This is a genomic window from Pseudofrankia coriaricola, from assembly GCF_001854805.1.
GTDB lineage: Bacteria > Actinomycetota > Actinomycetes > Frankiales > Frankiaceae > Pseudofrankia.
Map to the genome: position 1 here is coordinate 16261 of NZ_MBLO01000259.1, position 21999 is coordinate 38259.

14 protein-coding genes are annotated in these 21999 nt (G+C 75.3%); 9 read left to right on the forward strand and 5 right to left on the reverse strand.

Going from position 1 to position 21999, the window contains the following annotated elements; translation table 11 throughout:
- Positions 1-87: 87 nt before the first annotated feature.
- From folB to BCD48_RS38260, 5 genes are all read left to right on the forward strand, one after another.
- The gene (folB, locus tag BCD48_RS38240; RefSeq protein WP_071053426.1) at positions 88-477 is read left to right on the forward strand and encodes a dihydroneopterin aldolase; all 390 of its coding nucleotides are present in this window, start codon (positions 88-90) and stop codon (positions 475-477) included.
- Entirely contained in the window at positions 474-1049 is a 576-nt protein-coding gene (gene folK, locus BCD48_RS38245) for a 2-amino-4-hydroxy-6-hydroxymethyldihydropteridine diphosphokinase (RefSeq protein ID WP_083419829.1), read from the forward strand. Before folB ends, folK begins: the two co-directional genes overlap by 4 nt.
- Positions 1050-1113: 64 nt before the next feature.
- A complete protein-coding gene (locus tag BCD48_RS38250) occupies positions 1114-1551 on the forward strand; it encodes a DUF3180 domain-containing protein (protein ID WP_071053287.1) in 438 nt (145 codons plus the stop codon).
- Between the two features lie 203 nt (positions 1552-1754).
- Complete coding sequence (locus tag BCD48_RS38255; protein ID WP_071053288.1) at positions 1755-3146, forward strand: chromosomal replication initiator protein DnaA; 1392 nt, start codon at positions 1755-1757, stop codon at positions 3144-3146.
- 122 nt (positions 3147-3268) lie between these two features.
- Positions 3269-5827, forward strand: coding sequence for a helicase C-terminal domain-containing protein (locus tag BCD48_RS38260; RefSeq protein ID WP_071053289.1), 2559 nt, complete (start codon positions 3269-3271; stop codon positions 5825-5827).
- 131 nt (positions 5828-5958) lie between these two features.
- On the opposite strand, the gene BCD48_RS38265 is transcribed toward BCD48_RS38260, so the two are convergent.
- From BCD48_RS38265 to larB, 4 genes are all read right to left on the reverse strand, one after another.
- Positions 5959-6681, reverse strand: coding sequence for a RibD family protein (locus BCD48_RS38265; RefSeq protein WP_198543575.1), 723 nt, complete (start codon positions 6679-6681; stop codon positions 5959-5961).
- Between the two features lie 66 nt (positions 6682-6747).
- Complete coding sequence (locus tag BCD48_RS38270) at positions 6748-9705, reverse strand: nucleotide-binding protein (RefSeq protein WP_241842319.1); 2958 nt, start codon at positions 9703-9705, stop codon at positions 6748-6750.
- Between the two features lie 1594 nt (positions 9706-11299).
- Positions 11300-12862 (reverse strand): nickel pincer cofactor biosynthesis protein LarC, encoded by a 1563-nt coding sequence (gene larC / locus BCD48_RS38280; protein WP_071053292.1) that lies wholly within the window; start codon positions 12860-12862, stop codon positions 11300-11302.
- Positions 12859-13773 (reverse strand): nickel pincer cofactor biosynthesis protein LarB, encoded by a 915-nt coding sequence (gene larB / locus BCD48_RS38285; RefSeq protein WP_071053293.1) that lies wholly within the window; start codon positions 13771-13773, stop codon positions 12859-12861. Before larB ends, larC begins: the two co-directional genes overlap by 4 nt.
- Before the next feature lie 378 nt (positions 13774-14151).
- Between larB and BCD48_RS38290 the strand changes: the two genes are divergently transcribed.
- Positions 14152-15180: an ABC transporter substrate-binding protein gene (locus tag BCD48_RS38290; RefSeq protein ID WP_083419830.1), complete on the forward strand. Its 1029-nt coding sequence runs from the start codon at positions 14152-14154 to the stop codon at positions 15178-15180.
- 294 nt (positions 15181-15474) lie between these two features.
- Here the strand turns inward: BCD48_RS38290 and BCD48_RS38295 are convergent, their stop codons facing one another.
- Positions 15475-17298: an MFS transporter gene (locus BCD48_RS38295; RefSeq protein ID WP_397428929.1), complete on the reverse strand. Its 1824-nt coding sequence runs from the start codon at positions 17296-17298 to the stop codon at positions 15475-15477.
- Positions 17299-17499: 201 nt separating this feature from the next.
- Between BCD48_RS38295 and BCD48_RS38300 the strand changes: the two genes are divergently transcribed.
- From BCD48_RS38300 to BCD48_RS38310, 3 genes are all read left to right on the forward strand, one after another.
- The gene (locus BCD48_RS38300; protein ID WP_491677200.1) at positions 17500-18966 is read left to right on the forward strand and encodes a DUF3027 domain-containing protein; all 1467 of its coding nucleotides are present in this window, start codon (positions 17500-17502) and stop codon (positions 18964-18966) included.
- Positions 18967-19703: 737 nt separating this feature from the next.
- Positions 19704-20609 (forward strand): futalosine hydrolase, encoded by a 906-nt coding sequence (gene mqnB, locus BCD48_RS38305; RefSeq protein WP_071053295.1) that lies wholly within the window; start codon positions 19704-19706, stop codon positions 20607-20609.
- Between the two features lie 110 nt (positions 20610-20719).
- The gene (locus tag BCD48_RS38310; RefSeq protein WP_241842320.1) at positions 20720-21643 is read left to right on the forward strand and encodes a 1,4-dihydroxy-6-naphtoate synthase; all 924 of its coding nucleotides are present in this window, start codon (positions 20720-20722) and stop codon (positions 21641-21643) included.
- Positions 21644-21999: the final 356 nt, after the last annotated feature.

The window sequence follows — 21999 nt, forward strand, 5'->3', positions numbered from 1 at the left end:
GGGAGCCGGCGACGAGCCGGCGGGAGGCAGGATGGTGGTGCGACGGTGGTGACGGCGCGCGCGGATCAGGCGAACCCGGAGTGGGCGATGGGTCAGCGGCCGGCATGGGCGCTGCCCGCTGACCGGATCGCGCTGACCGGGCTGCGGGTGCGCGGCTGGCATGGTGTCCTCCCGGCCGAGCGTGAGCTCGGCCAGGAGTTCGTCGTCGACGTGACCCTGTGGCTCGACACGGCACCCGCCGCCGCCAGTGACGACGTGACACTCACCGTGCACTACGGCGAACTGGCCGAGGCGCTGGCCCGCGTCGTCGCCGGTGAGCCCGTGGACCTGCTCGAGACGCTCGCGGCCCGGCTCGCGGACGTCTGCCTCGCCGACCCGCGGGTGGAGCGGGCCGAGGTGACCGTCCACAAGCCGGCCGCGCCCATCCCCGTCCCGTTCGGCGACGTCGCGGTCTCCGTCGTCCGGGACCGCCCGTGACCGGTGCTGGGCCGAACGACCCGGCCCGGCCGGAGGTGGAACCCGGGCCGGCCGCGGCGAGTGGACCAGCCGTCCTGGCGCTCGGCTCGAACCTCGGCGATCGAGAGGCGACGCTGCGCGCCGCCGTCGCCCTGCTCGACAAGCGGCTCGGGGTGCTCGCCGTGTCACCGGTCTACGAGACCGTGCCCGTCGGTGGGCCACCGCAGGACGACTACCTCAACGCGGTGCTGCTCGCCGGGGCGGCGTCCCCGCGGGAGCTGCTCGCGGCGGCGCGGGAGGCCGAGCAGGCGGCCGACAGAGTCAGGACCGTGCGCTGGGGGCCGCGCACCCTGGACGTCGACGTGATCGCCTGCGGTCCGGTGGTCAGCGACGATCCGGAGATTCTCCTGCCGCATCCGAGGGCCCACCTGCGTGCGTTCGTCTGCGTGCCGTGGCTGGACGTCGCTCCCGACGCGGCGGTACCCGGCCACGGGCGGGTCGCCGACCTGGTCGCCGGCCTCGCCGCGACCGGGGAGACCGCGGGCCTGCGCCGCACAGCCGTGAACCTCGGCGAGGGCCTCGCGCTCGGATGAGACGTACCCATGGTTCCCGCGCCAGCCGGCCGAGCGGGGCGGCGCGTCTTCGGGGACGGCGCGGATGAGGCCGACGCGGGCACGCGACCTCGTCGGCGCCGCCGTGGTCGCCGGTGTGCTGGCCTACCTGCTGCTGGTCTGGACCTACCGGTCGCTGCCGCAGCTGCCGCGCACCGGCCCGCTGTCGGTGTTCATCGTCGCCCTGCTGGAGGTGCAGACGGCGAGCATCACCCGCCGCAGGCTCGCCGGCAGGCCCGGTACCAAACCCATCATGCCGATCACCGTCGCCCGGCTCGCCGTCCTCGCCAAGGCCAGCTCACTCACCGCCGCGGTCATGGCCGGAGGGTGGGCCGCGCTGCTCGGTTACACCGCGTCCAGGACCGACGAGTTCGGCACCGCCAGCGCCGACCTGGTCACAGCGGGCCTAGGTCTTGGCTCCGCGCTCAGCCTTGTCGCCGCGGCGCTGCTCCTCGAGCACGTCTGCCGCGTCCGCCACCGATAGTCACCACGCACCCCGCCGTCCGGACCAGAACTCGGCCACTTACGCTATGCACTGACTGTGACCGATACGGCCCTGCTCGCCGCGTGCCGCCGAGGTCCGCGCGCGCATGTGGCACCGCCGCCAGGTCGCCGCTTCAGATCGCCGCTTCAGATCGCCGCTGTCACCCGGGCAGGCGGTACGCGTGGACCCAGGAGGTTCCCGCCGTGGTCATCAAGGTCGAGGGGGCTCGGGGCGACAGTTGGGACGACTGGTCGGGTGACGACTGGTCCGACGACCGCCGGGCCGCCGGCCACGCGCCGACGGCCGACCACGCCGCCGGCGGCCGCCGTGGGGACCCGTGGGATGAGCCGCCGCCCTCCTCGCCGGCGGTGCCAGACGCGGCGAACGGCTGGTATGGCTCCCCCAACTGGGACGTGTCCGTCGGCGAAGCTGACGGCGGGTTCGAGCGGCCGCCGTACGCGCCGCCCGGGGAGGACGGGCGCCCGCCGCCCGCCGCCCGGTCCCCACACGCCGACTACCCCGGCCACACCGACTACACCGACTACACGGCCCATGGCGACCATGTCGAGCGCACCGACCGGATCTTGCTTCCCGGCCGCGGGCGCCCCCGCCAGCCCGAGGGCGATGAGTTCCGTGGCGCGGCTGACCGCGACGGCTGGCCCGACCACGGGCGCCAGGCCACCCGGGATGCTCGCGGCGACCAGTCCGACCAGTCCGACCAGTCCGGCTACGGCGGCCGTGGCGGCCGTGGCGGCCGAACCGACGGGTCCACCTGGGACGAGCCTGACGGGAGCGGCGGGACCGGACGGACCGGCGGCACTGGCCGAGCCGGACGAGCTGGCGCGACCAGCCGAACCGAAGCCGCCCACGCCCGCCGCCACGACCGTTCTGAAAGAACCGGGCGAGCCGAGCATGAGGGAACCGGACGGACGGCCGGGACCGGACGAACCGGCGCGACCGGCCGAACCGAAGCCACTCACGCCGACCGCCCGGATCGCTCCGACCGCTCCGACCGCTCCGGGCGTCGTGACAGGACCGGGCGAGCCGAGCGCGAGGGAATCGGGCGGGCGGGACGGGCTGGCGCAACCGGCCGGACCGAAGCCGCTCGGGCCGACCCGGCCGGCGGAACCAGCCGGACCGGACGGACCGGCGGCGCTGGAGGTCCGAGCCGGCCTCGCCGGGCCGACCGCGACGGCCGGGCCGCCCGAGCGAGTGGCGGGGCAGGCGCGCCGGACAACGGGCTGGACGCGGTCAGCGCCACCAACCTCAATCTTTCGATCCGCGGCGACCTCGCCCCGGCGAGGCCGGCCCGTTCGGGCCGTGCGCCGTCGAGCGCGGCCTCGCTCGACGATGCCGAGGCCACCGGCTGGCGGCCCGGAACGGGAGACATGCCGGCCCGGCGGCCCCGGCGCCCGCCTCCCGAGCACCGGCCGATCGCCAGGACGGTGAAGACACTCGTGCTGGTCGGCGTCGCGTCCGTCGGCGTCTCCCTGGGCCGCCAGCTCGCGCTGCCGGGCGACGCGAGCCTGCAGATCCGGATCTCCGACTGGGCCAGGGACCACCGCCTCGGGTTCATCGTCGAGGCGGGTTTCTGACGCGGGCCGTCAGCCCGTGCCGCAGGCCGGGCCGCTGACGACGGGCTTCGACGAGAGCGGCCCGCGGGCCCCACGCCGACGCGCGCCGACGGTCCATAAGGACGCTGGGCTACCGTCGGAGCGTGTCATCGGCGGTCAGGCAGGACGATGAGGAGCCGGCCACGCTCGCGGCGTGGCTGCGCGCCCGCTCTGACGACGAGCTGACCAGGCTGTTCGAGCTACGCCCCGACCTCGCCACCCCGCCACCCCCTGACTTCGACATCCTCGCCGCGCGCCTGGAGATCCGGGTCAGCGTGCTGCGCGCGCTGGACACCCTTGACGCGTTCACCCTCGAGGTCGGCGCCATCCTGACGCTGCTGCCCGCCCCGGTCTCCATTCGGCGGCTGGCCGTGCTCTGCGGTGGCCTCGACGTCGGGCCGTCGGTCGCCGCGCTGCGTGCCCGTGGCCTGCTCTGGGGCCCCGCCGACGCGCTGCGGCTGGTCGCGACGGCGGGCGACGTGCTCGGAGACCGGCCGCTGGGCCTCGGCCGGCCAGCGCGGGACTGCCTGGCCACCTACGGCCCCCCGCAGCTCGCCCGCCTCGCCGCCGCCCTCGGCGTGCCCTCGGGGTCTGACGGCGACGGCCGCGACCGCGGCGCGGCCCGGTCGTCCGAGTCCCGCGGGCCGCTCGTCGCCGCGATCAGCGCCCGGCTCTCGGATGCCGACCTGGTGCGCCGGCTCGCCGCCGAGTGCTCTCCCGCGGCCGGGCGCATCCTGGACCGGCTGGCGCAGGGGCCGGCGCGGGGCGCCACCGCCGACGCGGGCCGCCTGCTCACAGTCTCCGCCGCGCGCACCCCCGTCGAGGAGCTGCTCGCCCGTGGCCTGCTCGTCGGTGTCGAAGCCGAAGAGGTGGAGATGCCCCGCGAGGTCGGGCTGGCCCTGCGCGGCGACACGCCCACCGGGACGCTGCACCCGCATCCGCCCGCCCTGACCGGACGTACCGTCGCCCCGGCCTCCGTCGACCCGGCGGCCGCGCTCGCCGCCGACACGATGGTCCGCCACGTCGCCACCCTGCTGGACGGGTGGGGAACGACGCCGGTGGTCCCGCTGCGCACCGGCGGGCTCAGCGTGCGCGACCTGCGGGCCGTCGCCAAGCTGCTGGACATCCCCGAGCCGGTCGCCGCATTCGTCGTGGAGCTGGCCTCGGCCGCCGGGCTGGTCGACGCCACCGCCGGCGTCGACGTGCGGATCATGCCGACGACCGCGTTCGACAGGTGGAGCGTCGACCTGCCGGCGCATCGGTGGGCGATGCTGGTCGATGGCTGGGTCAGGTCGGCCGCGGTCGCCTCGCTGGTGGGGGAACGGGACGAGCGCGGCCGGCAGATCTCGGCATTGTCGGTCGACGTGCGCCGGGGTGCCGCCGTCACGACCCGCCTGGAGGTGCTGGTGGCGCTGGCGGCCGCGCCGGACGGCGTGGCGCCCGCCCCGGAGTCGGTGCGCGCGCTGCTGGCCTGGCGCGCGCCGAGACGCGGCGGGCCGCTGCTGGACCGGATGGTCGACGCGACCATCCGGGAGGCGGAGCTGCTCGGGCTGACCGGCCGCGGCGTCCCGGCGACGACCGGCCGGCTGCTAGCCGAGCTGCTCACCCCCGCGCGCCCGCCGCTGCCGGGCGGAGCCGGCGGCGCGGCCGGCTCGATCGCGCCTGGTGGCGCGAGCCCGTCGGGGCCGCCGGGGTCGCTCGCCGACGCGCTCGCGGACGCGCTCGCGCCGCTGCTGCCCGAGCCGGTCGAGGAGCTGCTGCTGCAGGCCGACCTGACCGCCGTCGCGCCCGGCCCGCTGGTGCCCCAGGTCGCGGCGGAGCTGGCCCAGCTGGCCGACATCGAGTCGACGGGCGCCGCGACCGTCTACCGGTTCTCGGAGGCGTCGCTGCGCCGTGCGTTCGACGCCGGCCGTGCACCGGCCGACATCCACGACCTGCTCGCCCGGCTCGGCCGGGGCGGCGTGCCGCAGGCGCTCGCCTACCTGGTCGACGACACCGCCCGTCGGCATGGCCGCCTGCGCTCCGGCCCGGCGGAGTCCTACCTGCGCTGCGACGACCCGGTGCTGCTCTCCGAGGTGATGGTCTCCCGGCGCACCCAGGCTCTCGGGCTACGCCGGATCGCCCCCACCGTCGTGATCTCCCGGCTGCAGGTCTCCGACCTGCTGGACGGCCTGCGCGCCGCCGGGTTCGCCCCGGCGGCCGAGGGCCCGGACGGACGGGTCGTCGTCAGCCGGCCAGAGGCGCACCGGACACCGGCACGAGCCCGCGCCGCGGCGGCCGACCCGGCCGCGGTACGCCGCGGCCAGCTGCGCGACGCGGTGCGGCTCGTGCGCCGCGGCGACGAGAACGCGCGGGCACTGCGGCTCGCCGGTGTCGGCCCGGGGGGCACGGGAGGAAGCCAGGTGGACGGCCTGGTCCGGGCCGCGCCGATGATCCTGGTCCGGCTGCAGGCCGCGGTCCGCGACCGGCGCCGGGTGGTGCTCGGCTACGTCGACCAGCAGGGGACGCCGAGCGACCGGATCGTGCGGCCGACCGCGCTCGACGGCGGTTGGCTGACCGCCTGGGACGAGAACAGCGGCGCCCCTCGCCGCTTCGTCCTGCATCGCGTGACCGCCGTCGCCGACGTCGCCGACCCTTTCGCCTTTCCCGACGCCACGGGCTGACCACCACATGCCGCCTCAGCAAGGTGGCCTGCGGATCGTGGACGAGCAGATCTCGGACGCGCTCGCGGCCACGGTTCGGCGTCGCCCAGTCCTACCGACCTGGCCGACCCCCACCGCAAGCCGCCGCTGTCTCAGTCCGGATGCGCCGGGTGGCCCGGGTAGCTGTCCGACAGGGCGTACCGCAGCAGGACGATGTCGTCGATCCTGGTGACCTCGGCGAGACGGGCGGGGCTGACCGGGTTCCACGGGAAGGCGCCGCCGTGGACGAAGCGAGGGGCGCGCGGGTCGCCGACGAAGAACGGCGCGATCGCGAGCTGCAGCTCGTCGGCGAACCCCGCTGTCAGGAACTGGGTGTGGACGGTGCCGCCGCCCTCCACCATGAGCCTTCCGACACCCCTGGACGCCAGGTCGTCGAGCATCCGGCCCAGGTCGGCTGGCTCGCCGACATCGACGATCTCGGCGACCGCGCTGACGCGGTCCCGTGTCTTCTCCAGTGCGGATGTAGTCGCATAGACGACCTTCGGGGCATCTCCGGCCGTGAAGAACAGGGCCTCGGGGTCGAGGTCGCCACGACCGGTGAGAGTTGCCTTCAAGGGGTTCACGGGCCGGCCACGCCGGGCCCGGGCGTCGCGGCGGGCCTGGGAGCGAACGAGCAGCTTCGGGTTGTCCGCCCGGATGGTGCCCGCGCCGATGAGGATCGCGTCGCATCCGGCCCGCGCCTCGTCCACCCGGTCGAAGTCGGCCTCGTTGGACAGCCGCAGCCTGCGCTCACTCGCGTCGTCGATGTACCCGTCGATCGACGCGGCGCAGCTCAACAGCACATACGGCCGGCCGCTCACCCGCGCGTTCCCCATGTCCGCACGCTACGCGGGCCCTGAGCCCTGGCCGCCCGGCCCTGGTGCCCGGCCCCGGCCGGCGGGTCAGGAGAACAGGCGGTCGTTGTAACGGGGCTGAGGAATGGGATAGCCGGCGTCGTCGAGATCTGGTGGGGCGAAGCGCTCGGCGACGGCGGCGGCGAGCTCCTGGTAGGCGCGGCGCGTCTCCCGCTTCAGCTCGTGCAGGTCGATCCGCCCGCCGGTGGCCAGGTGCGGGTCCCATGGCACGCGCACCACCCGGCGAGTGCGCGCGGCGAAGTGCTGCTCGAGCGAGTCGACGTCCACCCCGTCGCCGTTCTGCGGGAACATCGAGATCACCGCGACCGCGTCACGGACCCGGTCGGCGTAGCCGTGCGCGTCCAGCCAGTCCAGCGTGGCGCTGGCGGACGTCCCGCCGTCGGCGCTGGAGCTCGTCACGATGACCAGCGTGTCGGCGAGCCCGAGCACGCCGCCCATGGCGCTGTGCAGCATGCCGGTGCCGCAGTCAGTCAACAGGATCGAGTAGTAGCGCTGCAGCAGATTGTCGACAGCGCGGTAGTCCGAGTCGGCGAACGCCTCGGAGATCTCGGGATCGTCCGCCGAGGCCAGCACGTCCAACCGCGAGTCCGAGCGGGCCATGTACTGACGGATGTCGACGTAGCGATGCAGCCCGGGGGCGTGCTCGAGCAGGTCGCGAACGGTGTACGGAGAGGGCCGTTGCACCTTTGTTCCCAGGGTGCCGCGGTCCGGGTTGGCGTCGATCGCCACGACCCGGTCGTCGCGCAGGTCGGCGAGCGTGGAACCGAGGCCGATCGTGGTCGTCGTCTTGCCGACGCCGCCCTTGAGCGACATCACGGCGATCCGGTGGCAGTCGATCAGCGACGTCCGGATATGCGCGAGCAGCCGATTGTGCCGAGCCTCGTCGGGCGACGGCCCGGGGTTCACCGCGCCGCCGGACATCTGGTAGACGACCTTGCGCCAGCCTCGGGCCGCCGTCTCCTGGGACGGCCCCAGCAGGGCGTCGCTGTAGAGCGCCGCCCCGGGGTGCCCGGTACCGTGCCGGACGCCCGTCCGGCTGGACACGTCGTCGGCGGCGGGTCCGCCCACGTTCCCCGAGCCGTCCGGCATGTTCCGCCGCCGGGGCGGCGAGTAGGGCGCCCCGATGTCGTCCCTGGCCTCCCGGCCCTCTCTGGCGTCGCGGCCGTCCCTGGCCTCCCGGCCCTCTCTGGCGTCGCGGCCGTCCCTGGCCTCCCGGCCGTCCCTGACGTCGCGGCCGTCCCTGACGTCGCGGCCGTCCCTGACGTCGCGGCCGTCCCTGACGTCGCGGCCGTCCCTGACGTCGCGGCCGTCCCTGGCGTCGCGGCCGTCCCTGGCGTCGCGGCCGTCACGGATCGGGCGGCCGCCGCGGTTGTCCGCCGGCGCCGCGCCGGGCCGGCGCCCCGCGACGTCGAACTGGTCCCACGATTCGCGCTGGCCGGGCTGAACCCGGCCGAGGCCTGGCTGAAGGGAGGCCACCGCCCGGCCCGCCTCCGGGTAGCCCGAAGGCTCGTGACCCACCGGCGGAGGGCCGGGCGGCGGCCGGCGCCTCCCGCCGTCGCCCCCGGGGGGCGGGGCCACCGGCGGCCGTGGCGGTGCCACCAAGCCGGCGGCGGCCGCGGTGGGCGGCGGCTGCGCGCCGGGCGGGGCCATGCCCGGTGACGGGGGCGGCGGCTGGGGGAGCGGGCTCGGTGCTGGTGCTGGGAACTGCGTCGACGGTTGGAAGCCGGGCGCCTGGTCGTGCAGCGGGGCGAAGGCGACCGGCGCGCCGGGGACGCTCACCGGCGAGCCGCCCGGCGCGCCAGGAGGCGCCGGCGGCCGCGGTGGGTAGCCCTGGCCCGCCGGCCCATGTGGGCTGGGCGGGACACCAGCGATCCCCGGCTGGGCGCCTGGCGCGCCCGCGCCCGGACGGCCGCCGGCGATGGTCGCACCCGCGGCGCCATACGGGCCGCCCGGCGCCTGGCCGACCGGGAAATCGTCGAACAGTGGGTCGAACGCCTGGGTCGGCAGGCCGGCCGAGGCCGGGCGCTCACCGGGCCCCGGGCGGCCGGCACCGGAACCGGCGCGGTCGCGGCCCGGACTGGCGGGCGGCCTTCCCGCCCTGTCGGCCGAGCCTTCCACCACCCACGGCCCAGCGGCTGGTTGGGGGCGGACGGACGAGCCGGCGTCACCGCCAACGGCGATGCCACCAACGGCGATGCCACCAACCTGGCCCCCGACGCCCTGGCCAGGCCCACCACCGTGCACCAGACCGGCGCCGTGACCCGGCCCGGCCCGGTTGCCCCGCGCGGCTCCGTTGCCCAGTCCGGCGACGGAGCCCAGCCCGGGCCCACGGCCGGCGTTGGAGCCGCCGTCCACACTCATCCCCGGGCCGGCGCCCACGCGCCGCCCGTCATCCGCGCCACCGAAGACGATCGGGCCGCCGGGCTGTGGCGATCCGCCACCGGGACCATCGCCGCGCCCACCGGCTGAGACATCCCAGCCGCGCGGGCGAGCCGGCGGCTCGCCAGGAAACTGGCCGGCGGGCCCGCCGCCGTGCGGCTGGCTCGCGAGCGGCGGCCCGGACGCCGGCCGGCTGCCTGGCGGCGCAGGTGGCACGCCGGGGGGTGAGAAGGCACCGGCCTGCCGGGGGGGGCGCGGCCGGGAAGGCGCGTTGGGGTCCTCCACGGCGAGGCCGGTCGGCCAGGACGGATGCCCCGGCGCGTAGGGAACACCGCGACCAGCGGCCGCCTCCCGCGCCGGCTCACGCGTGCCGGCGGGCCCCCGCCCACCGAGCACGAACGGGTCGCGCGCGGCGACGCCGAACGGGTCGGCGGGCGCCGGCGCCGCCTCGACCCTGGCGGACGACGGGTCTCGGCCCGCGACACGGTCGGCCGGGCCAGCGGGCCTCGCGGCGGGACGGCCTGGCGGTGTGCCGGGAACTGGCGGTGTGCCGGGAAAAGGGTGCGCCGCGTGGTCCAGCTGCCAGTCCTCGACGCGCCCGTCCACGCTGAATGACCCACCGGGGCCCGATGCCGGCACGCCCCGGTAGGGCGACGCCTGGCCAGGCGCGGCGCGCGGCGGGACGGCCGGCCGCGGTGGCGGCGCGGCATGGATGGACGGATGGTCCGGAGCTCCGACCGACCACCCATCGGGCATCGGCCTTGGTGGCCCACTCGGCATCGCCCCCGCGTCGACGGTGAAGCCAGCGAGCGGATCGGGCCGTTGCCCCCGCCCAGCCCCGTTCGGGCTGCCGGCCGCGGGGCCACCGGGCGGCGGGAAACCAGGGCCGGCCGGAGCCGGCGGACCAGACGCGCCAGCCGTGCCGGCCTGGGCCGCGGCCCAGGGGTCGGGGCGCCAGCGGGGGGTGCCCGCCGGCGGGGCGGGCGGATGGCCGGGCATCCTGGAGCCCGCGTCGAGATCGATGGGGCCCTGTCCGGACGCCATCGGGGCAGCCGCCGAGCCAGGCACGAACGCAGGTCGCGCGCCACCCGCGGACGGGAACGGCGCGGGGGGAAGCGATGACGGCCGCGGCGATGACGGCGGCGGGCCGGGCCGCGAGCCGCGAGGGGGCGCACCCCTGGCCTCGTCGGCCGCCGGCCGCCAGCCGGCGGCCCCGGCGCCACCAGATCCGTTCAGCGCCCCCGGTCCGGGTGGGCCGCCGACACCGCCCGGAGCACCGAACCCGCGCGGATCACCATGCCCATCCGGGGCACCGAATCCGTTCGGGGCGCCGTGACCGTGCGACGCGTCGAATCCGTTCGGAGCGTCGAAAGTGCTGGGGGCGCCGAACCCGCCATGCCCGCCCGGCGCCGCCGGTGCCTGCCCGAAGGCGGCGTGCGACGACGGCCACCGCCCGTCCGGGGCGCCGCCAGGCGCGACCGGGCCGGGACCGGCCGGCGCGCCGTACCGCGGGTTCTCTCCGCCGGGCGGCGGAACCGGTGGGGGCGGCGGAGGCTGGCCCGGCAAGCCCACGCCCGGCAGGCGTCCGGCCGGGCGGGTCCCCGGAGGGCCGTCGGCGCCATACGCGCCGGCAACGCCGGTTTCTTGCCCACCAATGGGCTCGCCGGCGGCGGCTCGGCCCAGGTATCCGTCGGCGAAGGGCAGCGCCGTGGGGTCGAGACGGTTCGCGCCCGCGGGCGCCCTGGCGACGTCCACGCGCGGCTGACCGGCGTACCGGGAGGGATACCCGTCGCCGGCGTCGAAGTCCGCGTCGCTCCTCATGATCCCGCCCGGTCCGCCCCGCCATGGGCGGGACACTCACGATCCGGCCTGGCGCCCGCTCGGTCCACAGGAACCCCTTCCGTCGGGGGCTGGACACACCGAGGACTAGAACACCGGTGGGCTAGCCCATGGCGCGGAAATGGCCAAAGATCACTATAAGCACCCACCCCATAGTCCCATGCCACACTCTGGTCGGCCTACCCGAGGGGCTTAGCTCGCCTCGGTTGCGGTCACGGTTGCGGCTTCGCCTTGCCCAGCGCCCCCACACCTTCTCACGGCTCACCCATGCCCACCCGGCCGTGGAGATCACCACCAGCCCGCCCCGCGCCAGCGCCGAGCCACAGCGCGGCCGGCGCGGGGCCAGGTCGGGCAGCGCCGGTCAGGTCGGTGCGGGGCCGCCGTCGGCGGGCTCGGAGACGCCCGACCACTCGCCGCGGTGCGCGAGCGCGTTCGCCGCCGCGAGCACTCGGCGGGCAGGCCAGCCGAGCTGATCCGCGACCAGCGCCACGTCCTCCCACTCGGGCTGGGCCACGCCTCCGGCACCCCGGTCACCGGCGTCCTGGTCCCCGGCACCGTGGTCCCCGGCGCGGGCGCTGGGGAGACCGGGCGAGACCTTGACCCGGATCGGGTGGCCGGCGACCTCGACCACACGCACGCCGCGGGCCAGCGCGCGCTTGCGCACCGCCGTCTCGCGCAGCCCCAGGGTCGAGGTATGCGCGAAGACGGCGGCCCGCACGGCGGGCGCGGCCGCGAGGGGCACCAGTGCGCGCAGGGTGTGCGCCGGGCGGCCCTTCTTCATCAGGATCGGAGTGAGCCACGCGTCCACGGCGCCCGCCGCGAGCAGCGCCGCGAGCACCGACGGCCATACCCGCGGGTCGAGATCGTCGACGTTGGCCTCGAGCACCAGTTCGTCGGTCGCGACGAGATCGCCCGGCTCGCCGGGTCCGCCGGGCTCGCCGGGTCCGCCGGGCTCGCCCAGTCCTCCGGGCTCGCCCAGTCCTCCGGGTCCGCCGTGGTCGGCGATCTCGGCGGCCTGGTCTGTCAGCTCGGGCGCCGGAACGGTATAGCCGCCATGATCGTGGCCGCCACGCGAGTGGCCATCATGATCGTGACCATCATGCGAGTGGCCGTCATGCGCCCGACCAGCGGATGGCGGCACCATGGGCGCGGCGGAGGAGGCGCCGCCCCGCCGGCCACGGCCGCCGTCCGCGTCCTCGAGCGCCTCACCGACGACGACACGGACGATGTTGGGGCGGCCGGGCAGGTCCCGGGTGCCGGCCCCCGCGCCGACGGCGGTGACACGCAGCGGCGGCAGGTAGCCGTAGCCGGTCGCCGCCGTGACGACGATGGCGGCGCCGGTCGGCGTGCACAGCTCGACCTGGGCCGGGCCGCCGGCGGCCGGCGCGCCGGCGGCTCGCAGCAGCTCCAGCACGGCCGGCACGGGAACCGGCAGCACGCCGTGCGCCGTCGCGGCCCGCCCACCGCCGAGCGCGACCGGAGTGGCCACCAGCTCGTCCAGCCCGAGGTGGGCGAGGCCGGCACTCGCGCCCACCACGTCGGCGATGGCGTCCAGCGCGCCGACCTCGTGGAAGTGGACCTCGTCCGGCGCGATTCCATGCACCCGTGCCTCGGCCGCCGCGAGCGCGGCGAAGATGGCCGTCGCGCGGTCCCTGACCGGCTCGGCCAGGGGCGCGCCGGCGAGCAGCGCGCGGATGTCGGCCCAGGTGCGGACGGTGTCGCCCGGGGGCACGACGACGTCGATCTTGGTCGCGGCGAGGCCCGCGCGCCGTACCTGGCGAACCTCGAACCGGACGGGCAGCCCCAGCGTGTCGACGGCGGCGGCGATGACGTCGAGCGGCACCCCGGCACCGACCAGGGCGCCCAGCAGCATGTCGCCGCTCGCGCCGCAGGACAGGTCCAGCCAGCCAACCCGCCGCGTCACCGCGGTCCGATCGGGCCCACCGGCACCGCGACGGCGGCGGCCGTGCCCTCCGGCTCGTTACCGTCACCGGCGGCATCGACGCCGGCGGTATCAGCGCCGGCAGCGGTGACGGCGGTCGCGGCGCGGGCGACGGCGGCGGCGCGGGCGACGCGGGCGGCGAACAGGCCGGCGCCGAAGCCGTTGTCGATGTTGCAGACGGCGATCCCCGGCGCGCATGCGGTCAGCATCCCGAGCAGCGCCGCGATCCCGCCGAACGCGGCGCCGTACCCGACGCTGGTGGGAACGGCGATGAGTGGCACCCCGACCAGGCCGCCGATGACGCTGGGCAGGGCACCTTCCATCCCGGCGACCACCACGAGGCAGTCGGCGCTCGCGAGCACGTCGCGCACCGCGAGCAGCCGGTGCAGCCCGGCCACGCCGACGTCGCGCAGCGTCTCGACACCCGCGCCGCTGGCCGCGGCCGTCAGGGCGGCCTCGTCGGCGACCGGAGCGTCGGAGGTGCCCGCGCAGACGACGACGACCCGGCCGCGCGCCGGCGGGAACTGGCCGACGGCGACGCTCGTGAGCGGGCGGGCCGTGTCGGTCGCCGTGGCGTCCGGCCAGCGGGCGAGCAGAGCGTCGACCGTCTCCCTGCCGGCCCTGGTGACCAGGGTGGGCCGGCCGTCACCGCTCGCCGCGCGCAGCGCGGTCACGATCCCGACCGTCTCGGTCGCCGTCTTGCCGGCCGCGTAGACGACCTCCGGGTCGCCGGTGCGCACGCCGCGGTGGGTGTCGACCCGCGCGTACCCAAGATCGACAAAACCTGCGCCGTCGCCGAGCGGCCCGGCCGCGAGCCGGGCCATCGCCTCGTCCGTGTCGACCCGCCCGGCGGCCACCTCGGTCAACAGCGTGCGCAGCTGCTCTGTGTCCATCGGTGTCAGTCTCACCTCCGCCGCCGATCCGCTGCCGCCTGCCCGGCGCCCGATCGTACGTTCGCTCGCCGGCAGCCGGCAGCCGGCAGCCGGCGTCCGGCGCTGACGGAGTTGACGGAGCTGACAACGTGCCCTCACCCGGCGGCTACTCCTCACCACCGTTCGTCCGCGTCCCGCGACCGCACTCGCTTCTATTACACGAGAATTACAGTTCTGTGGTTCTGCACCGGGATTAGGCAGCATCTGGTTGCGTCGCCTCGGTCTGCCGGACAACGTCATGCGGAACGTTGTCCAGCACGCTCCCACTATGACGAAGCCTGGCCAGCCACCGGCGCGCCAGGCAGGGCACAGGGCGCCCCATACCCAGGAGAGTTACCTGTGGCAGAAACGACACAGTTCGCCGAAGATCCCCGGCCGCGGCGCCGCGACCGCCCACGCCTCGGCCGGCTCCTCGGCCGCGGCATCGGGCCACGCGCTGTCGGTGTCGCGGCCGTGCTGGCAGTCACCCTCGGCGCGGCAGCCTGCGGCGGCTCCGACGGCTCCGGGCAGACCGGCGCCGCCAGCACCGGTGGCCCCAAAGGGACTCTGACGATCGCTGACGCCGGCTTCACCGAGAGCAAGATCCTGGCCGACATGTACGGCGAGCTGCTCACCAAGGCCGGCTACAAGGTGGACCGCACATCGGTGCAGAGCACCGAGATCGCCCAGTCGTCGCTGGAGAGCGGCCAGATCGACGTCATGCCGCAGTACGTCGCCACCTACGCCGACCTGCTCAACTCGCTGGTCAACGGGAAGGACGCGGCGTCGGTCTCGTCGTCGGACCTGGACACGTCGATGGCGGCGCTGCGCAAGCTCGCCACCGGCAAGGGCCTGACCGCGCTGGACCCGGCGGACGCCGTCGACCAGAACGCCTTCGCCGTCAGCAAGGACCTCGCGACCAAGAACAACCTCAAGACGCTGTCGGACCTGGGCGCCAGCGGCCTCGAGGTGAAGATCGCCGCCGGTCCCGAGTGCGCCACCCGGCCGTTCTGCCAGCCTGGCCTGGAGAAGACCTACAACATCAAGGTCTCCGGGATCGTCGAGACCGGCGTCGACACAGCGCAGACGAAGTCCGCGGTCAAGGACGGCACCGCCCAGCTCGGCCTGGTGCTGACCACGGACGCCACCGTCGACGACTACGACCTGGTCGTGCTCGACGACGACAAGAAGCTGCAGAACGCCGACAACCTGGTTCCGATCGTCAACACCAAGTCGCTCACGCCGGAGATCAGCGCGGCGCTGAACGCGCTGGCGCCGGTGCTGACCACCGCCGACCTCGCCGACCTGAACAAGAAGGTCGACTCCGACCGGGAGCGCAGCTCCGACGTCGCCAAGGAGTACCTGAAGAGCAAGAACCTGCTCACATAAGGCGGTCCCGCCGGGCGCCGCCGGTCGGGCGCTGAGCCTAACCTCCCGGATCGTTAACCTCCCAGATCGGCTCCGCCGATCCAGCAGGGACCCTGTCGCCGATCCGGCAGAGACCCTGCTCCCCGCGTGGTGCCGGGCCCTGGGCATATGACGGTGGTCTGGCTGGTCGCGAGGTGGACGATGTGGGTGCGTCCGCGCCAGCGCTGATGCGCGGTCGCCTTCTGTGATCATGTTGCGCGAACAAGTCACTATGGCGACGCACCTTGCCTGGCAGCAAAGCCGGGACAGGGAACGCTAGTCAGTAGGAAGATCGGCCCTGGGCGGCGGCATCGATGGGTGCCGCCGTTCCTCGTTGAGCGGGAGGGTCGTGTCCGAATCGAGGCCGTCCGCCCGCGTACCGGCGCGCGGGCCCCACCGCCGGCGGCGGGCCGGCAGGGTCACGTCCGGGTCGAGGGCGGGCGCCCCGGCGCCCGGCCAGCCGGCACCTCCACCCGGGCCCATGCCGGCCGCCGGCGGCAGGTCCGCGGACTGCCCGGGCTGACCGGGCTGACCGGGCTGGGCCCAGTCCGGTGTCGTCGGTGGCACCCGAACCGCTCCTGGCCGCGTGCGGCCTCTCCATCGCCGGGTGGGCCTCGGCTCGTCCCTGGGAGACGCGACGGTCGGTGACCAGGCGGCCGGCGGCGACTGGTCACCGGGCGGCGGCATCATCGTCGGAAGGACGGCCGGGTCGGCCCGCCAGGACGGGTCGGCTGACCAGGACGGATCGGACGGCCAGTCGCGCGCCGTCTCCGGCGCGGCGGCCCCGGCCCGGCGGGCCGCGCGGACCCGCCGTAGCTCCCGTGCCTGGCCGAACACGGTCGCGCCGGCCGCCACGGCGGCCAGGACGAAGCCCAGCGGGCCGGGCATCTCTATCAGCCCGACCGCGCCGCCACCGACCCAACCAAGTTGCAGGACGGTCTCCGAGCGGGCGAACGCCGAGTTGCGCACGTCCTCAGCGGTGTCCCGCTGGATGATCGCGTCCAGGGCGAGCTTGGCCATCGAGGCGGCCAGCATCGCCAGCAGCGCGGCGAGCAGCGCCGTGAGCTTCGCGTAGGTGACCGCCGCCAGCGCGCAGCCGCCGGTCGTCAGCAGCAGCGCGAGCGTCAGGAGGCGCTCGGGGCGGCGCCGGCCGAGCCGCCCGCCGATGACGACGCCCAGCCCGCTGCCGACCGCCGCCGCGGCGGCCAGCACGCCGAGCCACAGGGAGGTGCCGCCCTCGGCGCGCAGCAGGAAGGCCAGGTAGAAGGTCAGGAATCCCACGATCGTGCGCAGCACCAGGGTCGAGCGCAGCGCCGCCGGCGACCCCCCGAGCACCGCCCTGATCGCGGCGTGCGCCCGGGCCGACCGGCTCTGCTTCCCCGGTCCGGCGAGCATGGGGGCCCGCGGCCCGGTCGCTGAGGCGACCACGTCCCGCAGCCGGCGCTCCCCCTCGCTCGAGTCGACCCTCTTCGGCAGCTTGAACGCGTACGGCACGCCGGCCAGGTAGAGCACCGCGCAGACCCGCAGCACCCATGGGTAGCCGACGTAGGGGATCTGCGCGATGCCCAGGCCGATGGGCGCGGCGACGGTGCCGGCGACGATGTTGACCATCGACAGCCGTGAGTTGACCTTGACGAGTGTCAGCTCAGGCGGCGCTACTCGCGGGATGACCGCGCTGCGCGCGACCCCGAACGCCCGAGAGAGCATGAGCAGGCCGAGCGCGAGCGGGTAGACCGCGATCCCGGTCAGCGAGGTGGCCAGCTGCCAGGCAAGCATCCCGCGCCCGAGGCAGAGGGCGGCGAGCGCCGAGCGCCGCCCGTAGGAGAACCGGTCGAGCACCGGCCCGATCACGGGCGCGAGCAGCACGAACGGAACCATCGTGATCAGCAGGTAGAGGGCGACCTTGGAACGAGCCTCACCCGTCGGGACGGAGAAGAACAGCGCCCCGGCCAGCACCACGGTGACCAGCGCGTCGCCCGCGGCATTGATCACGGAGAGGTCGAGCAGGGCGGCGAGCCCTGACCGGTCCGCGCCATCGCGCCTTGTCGACGCGCGCAGCCGTGTGATGCCCGTGCCCATCCCGGCGCGGGCCTTTCCCACCGTTCGGCCGATCCCGCCAGTGCCCACCCTGCAGAGTGTGCCCGCGAAACAGCCGCAGGGCCACGACCACGCCGGGCGTACTGGTCACGACTAGGCGACAATGTATCCGTGGACGACGTGACAGGCGCTGACAACCAGGCAAGCGCACCCCCGGCGACGCCGGAGGTGGTTTCGGCTACACCTGAGACCGCGCCGCCGGATATGTCGGACGCAACCGGGGCGCCAGACCCCGCTGCCGACGAGGAGGCCCCGGGCACACTCACCGATGAGGCCACCAAGGCGGCCGCTCCCTCGGCCTCGTCTGCTGAGGCACCGACGGGGGATCCCTCGGTTCCCGAGGCCCCGGCCGTTGAGCCCCCTGCCCTGGAAGCCCTACCGGTCGAGCAGCCAACCGCCGACCAGGCTCCGGCTGAGTGGGACACGCGGCCAGCCGGGACGCCGCCGGAGCTGGCCGCCTCCGCGGCGGCCACCGAGGCCGCTGAGGCCGCCGCGCGGCCCGAGCCGGTCGCGGCGGCCACCATCGAACCCGGGCCGGAACCGGCCCCCGCGCCGACGGCCGAGCCCGAAGCACTGCCCGAGCCCGCAACGGTCCCGGAGACGGCAACGGTCCCGGCGACGGCAACGCTGCCCGAGACCGCAACGCCGGCTGGATCCGCAACGCTGCCCGAGACCGCAACGGTGTCCGGATCTGTACCGGTGCCCCAGCCGACCGCCAAGGCCTCCACGGAACCCGAGACGGCCGCGCTGGCCGGACCGGAGTCGGCCACCGAGACCGAGACCCGGGCGGCGGTGGACGACGACGAGACGGTCGACGAAGGGGGCCGCGGTCGCGCGGTGCGGGCCGTCCGGGGGCCCGACCCGGTCTGCGCGGCCGCGGTCGACGTCGCGCGCGAGGCAGCCATCGAGGAGGCCGGCGGCGCGGACGCGGTCGGCGAGCACCTCGGCGTCGAGGCCGAGGGCGAACGGCTCGCGCTGCACCGGTTCGCCTGCCTGACGCCCGCATACCGGGGCTGGGTATGGGCCGTCGTCACCGCGAGGGCGCCGCGGGTCCGCAGGGTGACCATCGACGACGTGGTCCTGATGCCCGGCGAGGGCGCGCTGCTCGCGCCGCCCTGGGTGCCGTGGTCGCAGCGGCTGCGCCCGGGTGACGTCGGCGTCGGGGATCTGCTGCCGACCGCCGTCGATGACCCTCGTCTGGCGCTGCGCCGCAGCGATGTCGAGGAGTTCGCCGACACTGACGCCTTCCTGGAGCTCGGCCTCGGCCGGCCGCGGGTGCTGTCCATCTTCGGTCGCGAGGAGGCCAGCACGCGTTGGTACGCCGGGGATCCCGGCCCGGACGCGCATGTGGCGAAGGTCGCCCCGGCGACCTGCCTTACCTGCGGCTTCCACGTCCGGTTGGCCGGCGGGCTCGGCCGCCTGTTCGGCGTATGCGCCAACGAGCTGGCGCCGGACGACGCCAAGGTGACCTCCATCGACCACGGCTGCGGCGCCCACTCCGAGGCCTTGGTCGCGCCCTCGGCGCATCCCGAGCCGGTTCCCTTCGACGAGGACCCCTCCGACCTGGAGCCCACGGACGTCGAACTGGTCGGCGCGGCGGCGGGTGGCGCAGGCCAGGACGCCGCCGGCGCCGGCCATGGTGGCCGCCCGGAGCCCTACGGTCACGCCTGAGCTGTGTTTCTGGTTCGCTCCGTGCGGGCACGGCGCTACGGCCCCTTACTCGCTTCGCTCCCAAGGGACCTCCGCGCCGTGTCCTCCTCCGCTCACGTGCGCTCCGGCGACCTCCGCTGCGGCCCAACCACTTCGCTTCGCTCGTGGCCGGGCCTCCGCGGAGGCGCGCCTCCGCGCCAGCCCGGGTGCTTGCCGCTGTGACGTCACCAACCCGAAACCGCCATCACGGGGGGCCACTTCGCCGCGCTCGTAGGGCCTTCGCGGAGGCGCGCCGCCGCGGCCAGCTCGGTCGCTCGCCGCTGTGACGTCGCAGTCCACGATCGCCCGCCCGAAACCGGACCTCTGCCTCGGCGACATGACCGCTGCCGCGATTCGAACGGGCGGTGACGACGTGTTCGGGCAGGCGGGCGACCTGTGCGGGTGACGATTCGGGAGCCGGTGGGCGCCCCGCACCCCGCCACGCACCGTCGACGGCGATGCTAAGGTCCGTCAGCAAAGTCCTGTTTGCCCTCCTTGGAAACCCCGTGCTGTCACCGCGCCGTCCGACACGGTGGCGCTTCCCGGCGGGTCTGCTGATTCCTTCGATGGCGCACGGAACCGACCATCGGGCACCAGGCGGGCCCCGGACCGCGAAGGAACCTGACAGGACAGGGCCGACTACATGCTCAAAGCGTAACAATAGTGCAACGCAACGTAACAGCGATACGAAAGCCAGGAACCATGCCTCGGACACGCCGATGAGCCGCACCTTGATCGTCACCGCTGTGCAGGCGGAGGCGGACGCGGTGTGCGCGGGCCTGATGGGTAGCTGGTCGCGCTCCCGCGGACGTTCCACCGAGGCGCCGAGCGCGCCCGTCTCGCCCGACTGGGACCGCCAGCTTCTGACCACGTCCACTCTCGGCCCCTACGTCGGGCGCCGCCGCGGCCCGGTGACGGTGCTCGCCGCCGGCACCGGCGGGCCCGCGGCCGCGGCCGGCACGGCGGTGGCGCTCGCCGTCGCGCAGGCGGCGGGCGACCCGTTCACCCTCGTGCTGTCGATGGGGGTCGCCGGCGGGTTTCGTGGCTGGGCCGAGATCGGCGATCTGGTGGTCGCCGGGCGGCTCGTCGCCGCCGATCTGGGCGCCGAATCCGGCCTCGACGACCTGCGCGAGCCGCAGGGCCAGATCCACGAGATGGACCGCAGCCTCGGCTTCCACAGCACCGGCGCGCCACCGCTGCCACGCACCACCAGCTCGTCCATCGACGGCAAGTTCCTCACCCTGGATGACCTCGGCCTCGGCTCTTCCACGATCGTCCCGGATCCCGAGCTGGTGGAACGGCTGCGCACGGTGCTCGGGCTGACCGGACGGCGGGTGGCCACCGGCCCGGTGCTCACCGTCGCCACCGTCACCGGCACCGAACTGCGCGCGGCAACCCTGACCGCCCGCCTCGACCCGGTCGCGGAGGGGATGGAGGGCTACGCGGTCGGCGTCGCCGCCGCGGCCTTCGGGGTGCCCGTCAGCGAGATCCGCGCGATCAGCAACCAGGTGGGCCGGCGCGACCGGAGCAGTTGGAACATGCCGGGCGCGCTCGCCAGCCTGCGCACCGCGGCGGGCGCCCTGGTCGCCCACCCCGAGGGCCTGCTTCAGCCGCTGCGCACCTGACTGGTTTCTTGGTTCGGCTCCGTCCGGGCGGCGCGCGGAGGTCCCGTGGGAGCGAAGCGAGTACGGGGCCGGAGCGCCGCGCCCGGACGGAGCGAACCAAAATAAACAGCATGACGGCAACCGAGGTGACCCAGCCCAACACGACCGCCGAGCCTCAGGGCATGGCGCCGCTGAGTCTGGCGATCTCGCCGTGCCCGAACGACACATTCGTGTTCCACGCGCTGGCGCACGGTCTGGTGGCGGGAACGCCACCTGTGTCGGTGACGTTTGCCGACATCGACGTGCTCAACACCCGGGCGGCCGACGGCCTGGACCATCTGGTGAAGGTTTCCTATGCCGCGCTGCCGTGGCTGCTCGACGGCTACCGGCTCCTGCCGTCGGGCGGTGCGCTCGGCCGTGGCTGCGGCCCGCTGGTCCTCATGGCCCCCGGCCGCGCCGCCGGCGGCGACCCGGGCGGTGACCGGACACCGGGCGCCACGGGGCCGGGGATCCTGCGTGGCGCGAGGGTCGCCATCCCCGGCATCCGCACCACCGCATACCTGCTGTTCCGGCTGTGGGCGGCCGGCGTCGACGTCGCCTCGATCGACGTGCTCCCGTTCGATCAGATCATGCCCGCGGTCCGTGACGGCCGCTACGACGCGGGCCTGGTGATCCACGAGTCCCGGTTCACCTATCCGTCCTACGGACTGGTCTCGGTGGCCGACCTCGGCGACTGGTGGGAGGGAACCACCGGCCTGCCGATCCCGCTCGGCGCGATCCTCGCCCGCCGGGATCTGCCGGCCGGCGCCGGCGACCTGGGCGCCGCCGTCAGGGACAGCGTCGCGGCCGCCTTCGCCGACCGGACGGCGTCCGCCGACTGGGTGCTCGCGCACTCCCAGGAACTGGCGCCGGAGGTCGCCGAGGCGCACATCAACCTCTACGTCAACGACTTCAGCCTCGACCTCGGTGACGAGGGCTACGCCGCCGTCGAGGAGCTCCTCGGCCGCGCCGCCGCCGAAGACCTCGTCCCCCGCCTCTCCACCCCCCTACGCTGAACCACCATCGACCCGCGCTGGGGCTATGCCATTCCGGTGAGGAATGCGCGCAACCCAGCCACAGCTGGTGACGGCGCCTCAGCGCAGTACCAACTCAGCCACCTCGCCAGCATCGACCCGCGCTGGGGCTACGCCGTTCCGGTGAGAAATGCGCGCAACCCAGGCACAGCTGGTGACGGCGCCTCAGCGCAGTACCAACTCAGCCACCTCGCCAGCTCGGACCCAGCCGGACCACCGCCATATGCCAGGGCCCGGCACCACGCGAGGAGGGCGCTCAGCGCCCGACACGGGGCGAGCGCGCCCAGCGCCTCGCCCCGACAGGCGCCGCCCGGGTGCGGGCGCGGAGCGTCCGGCAC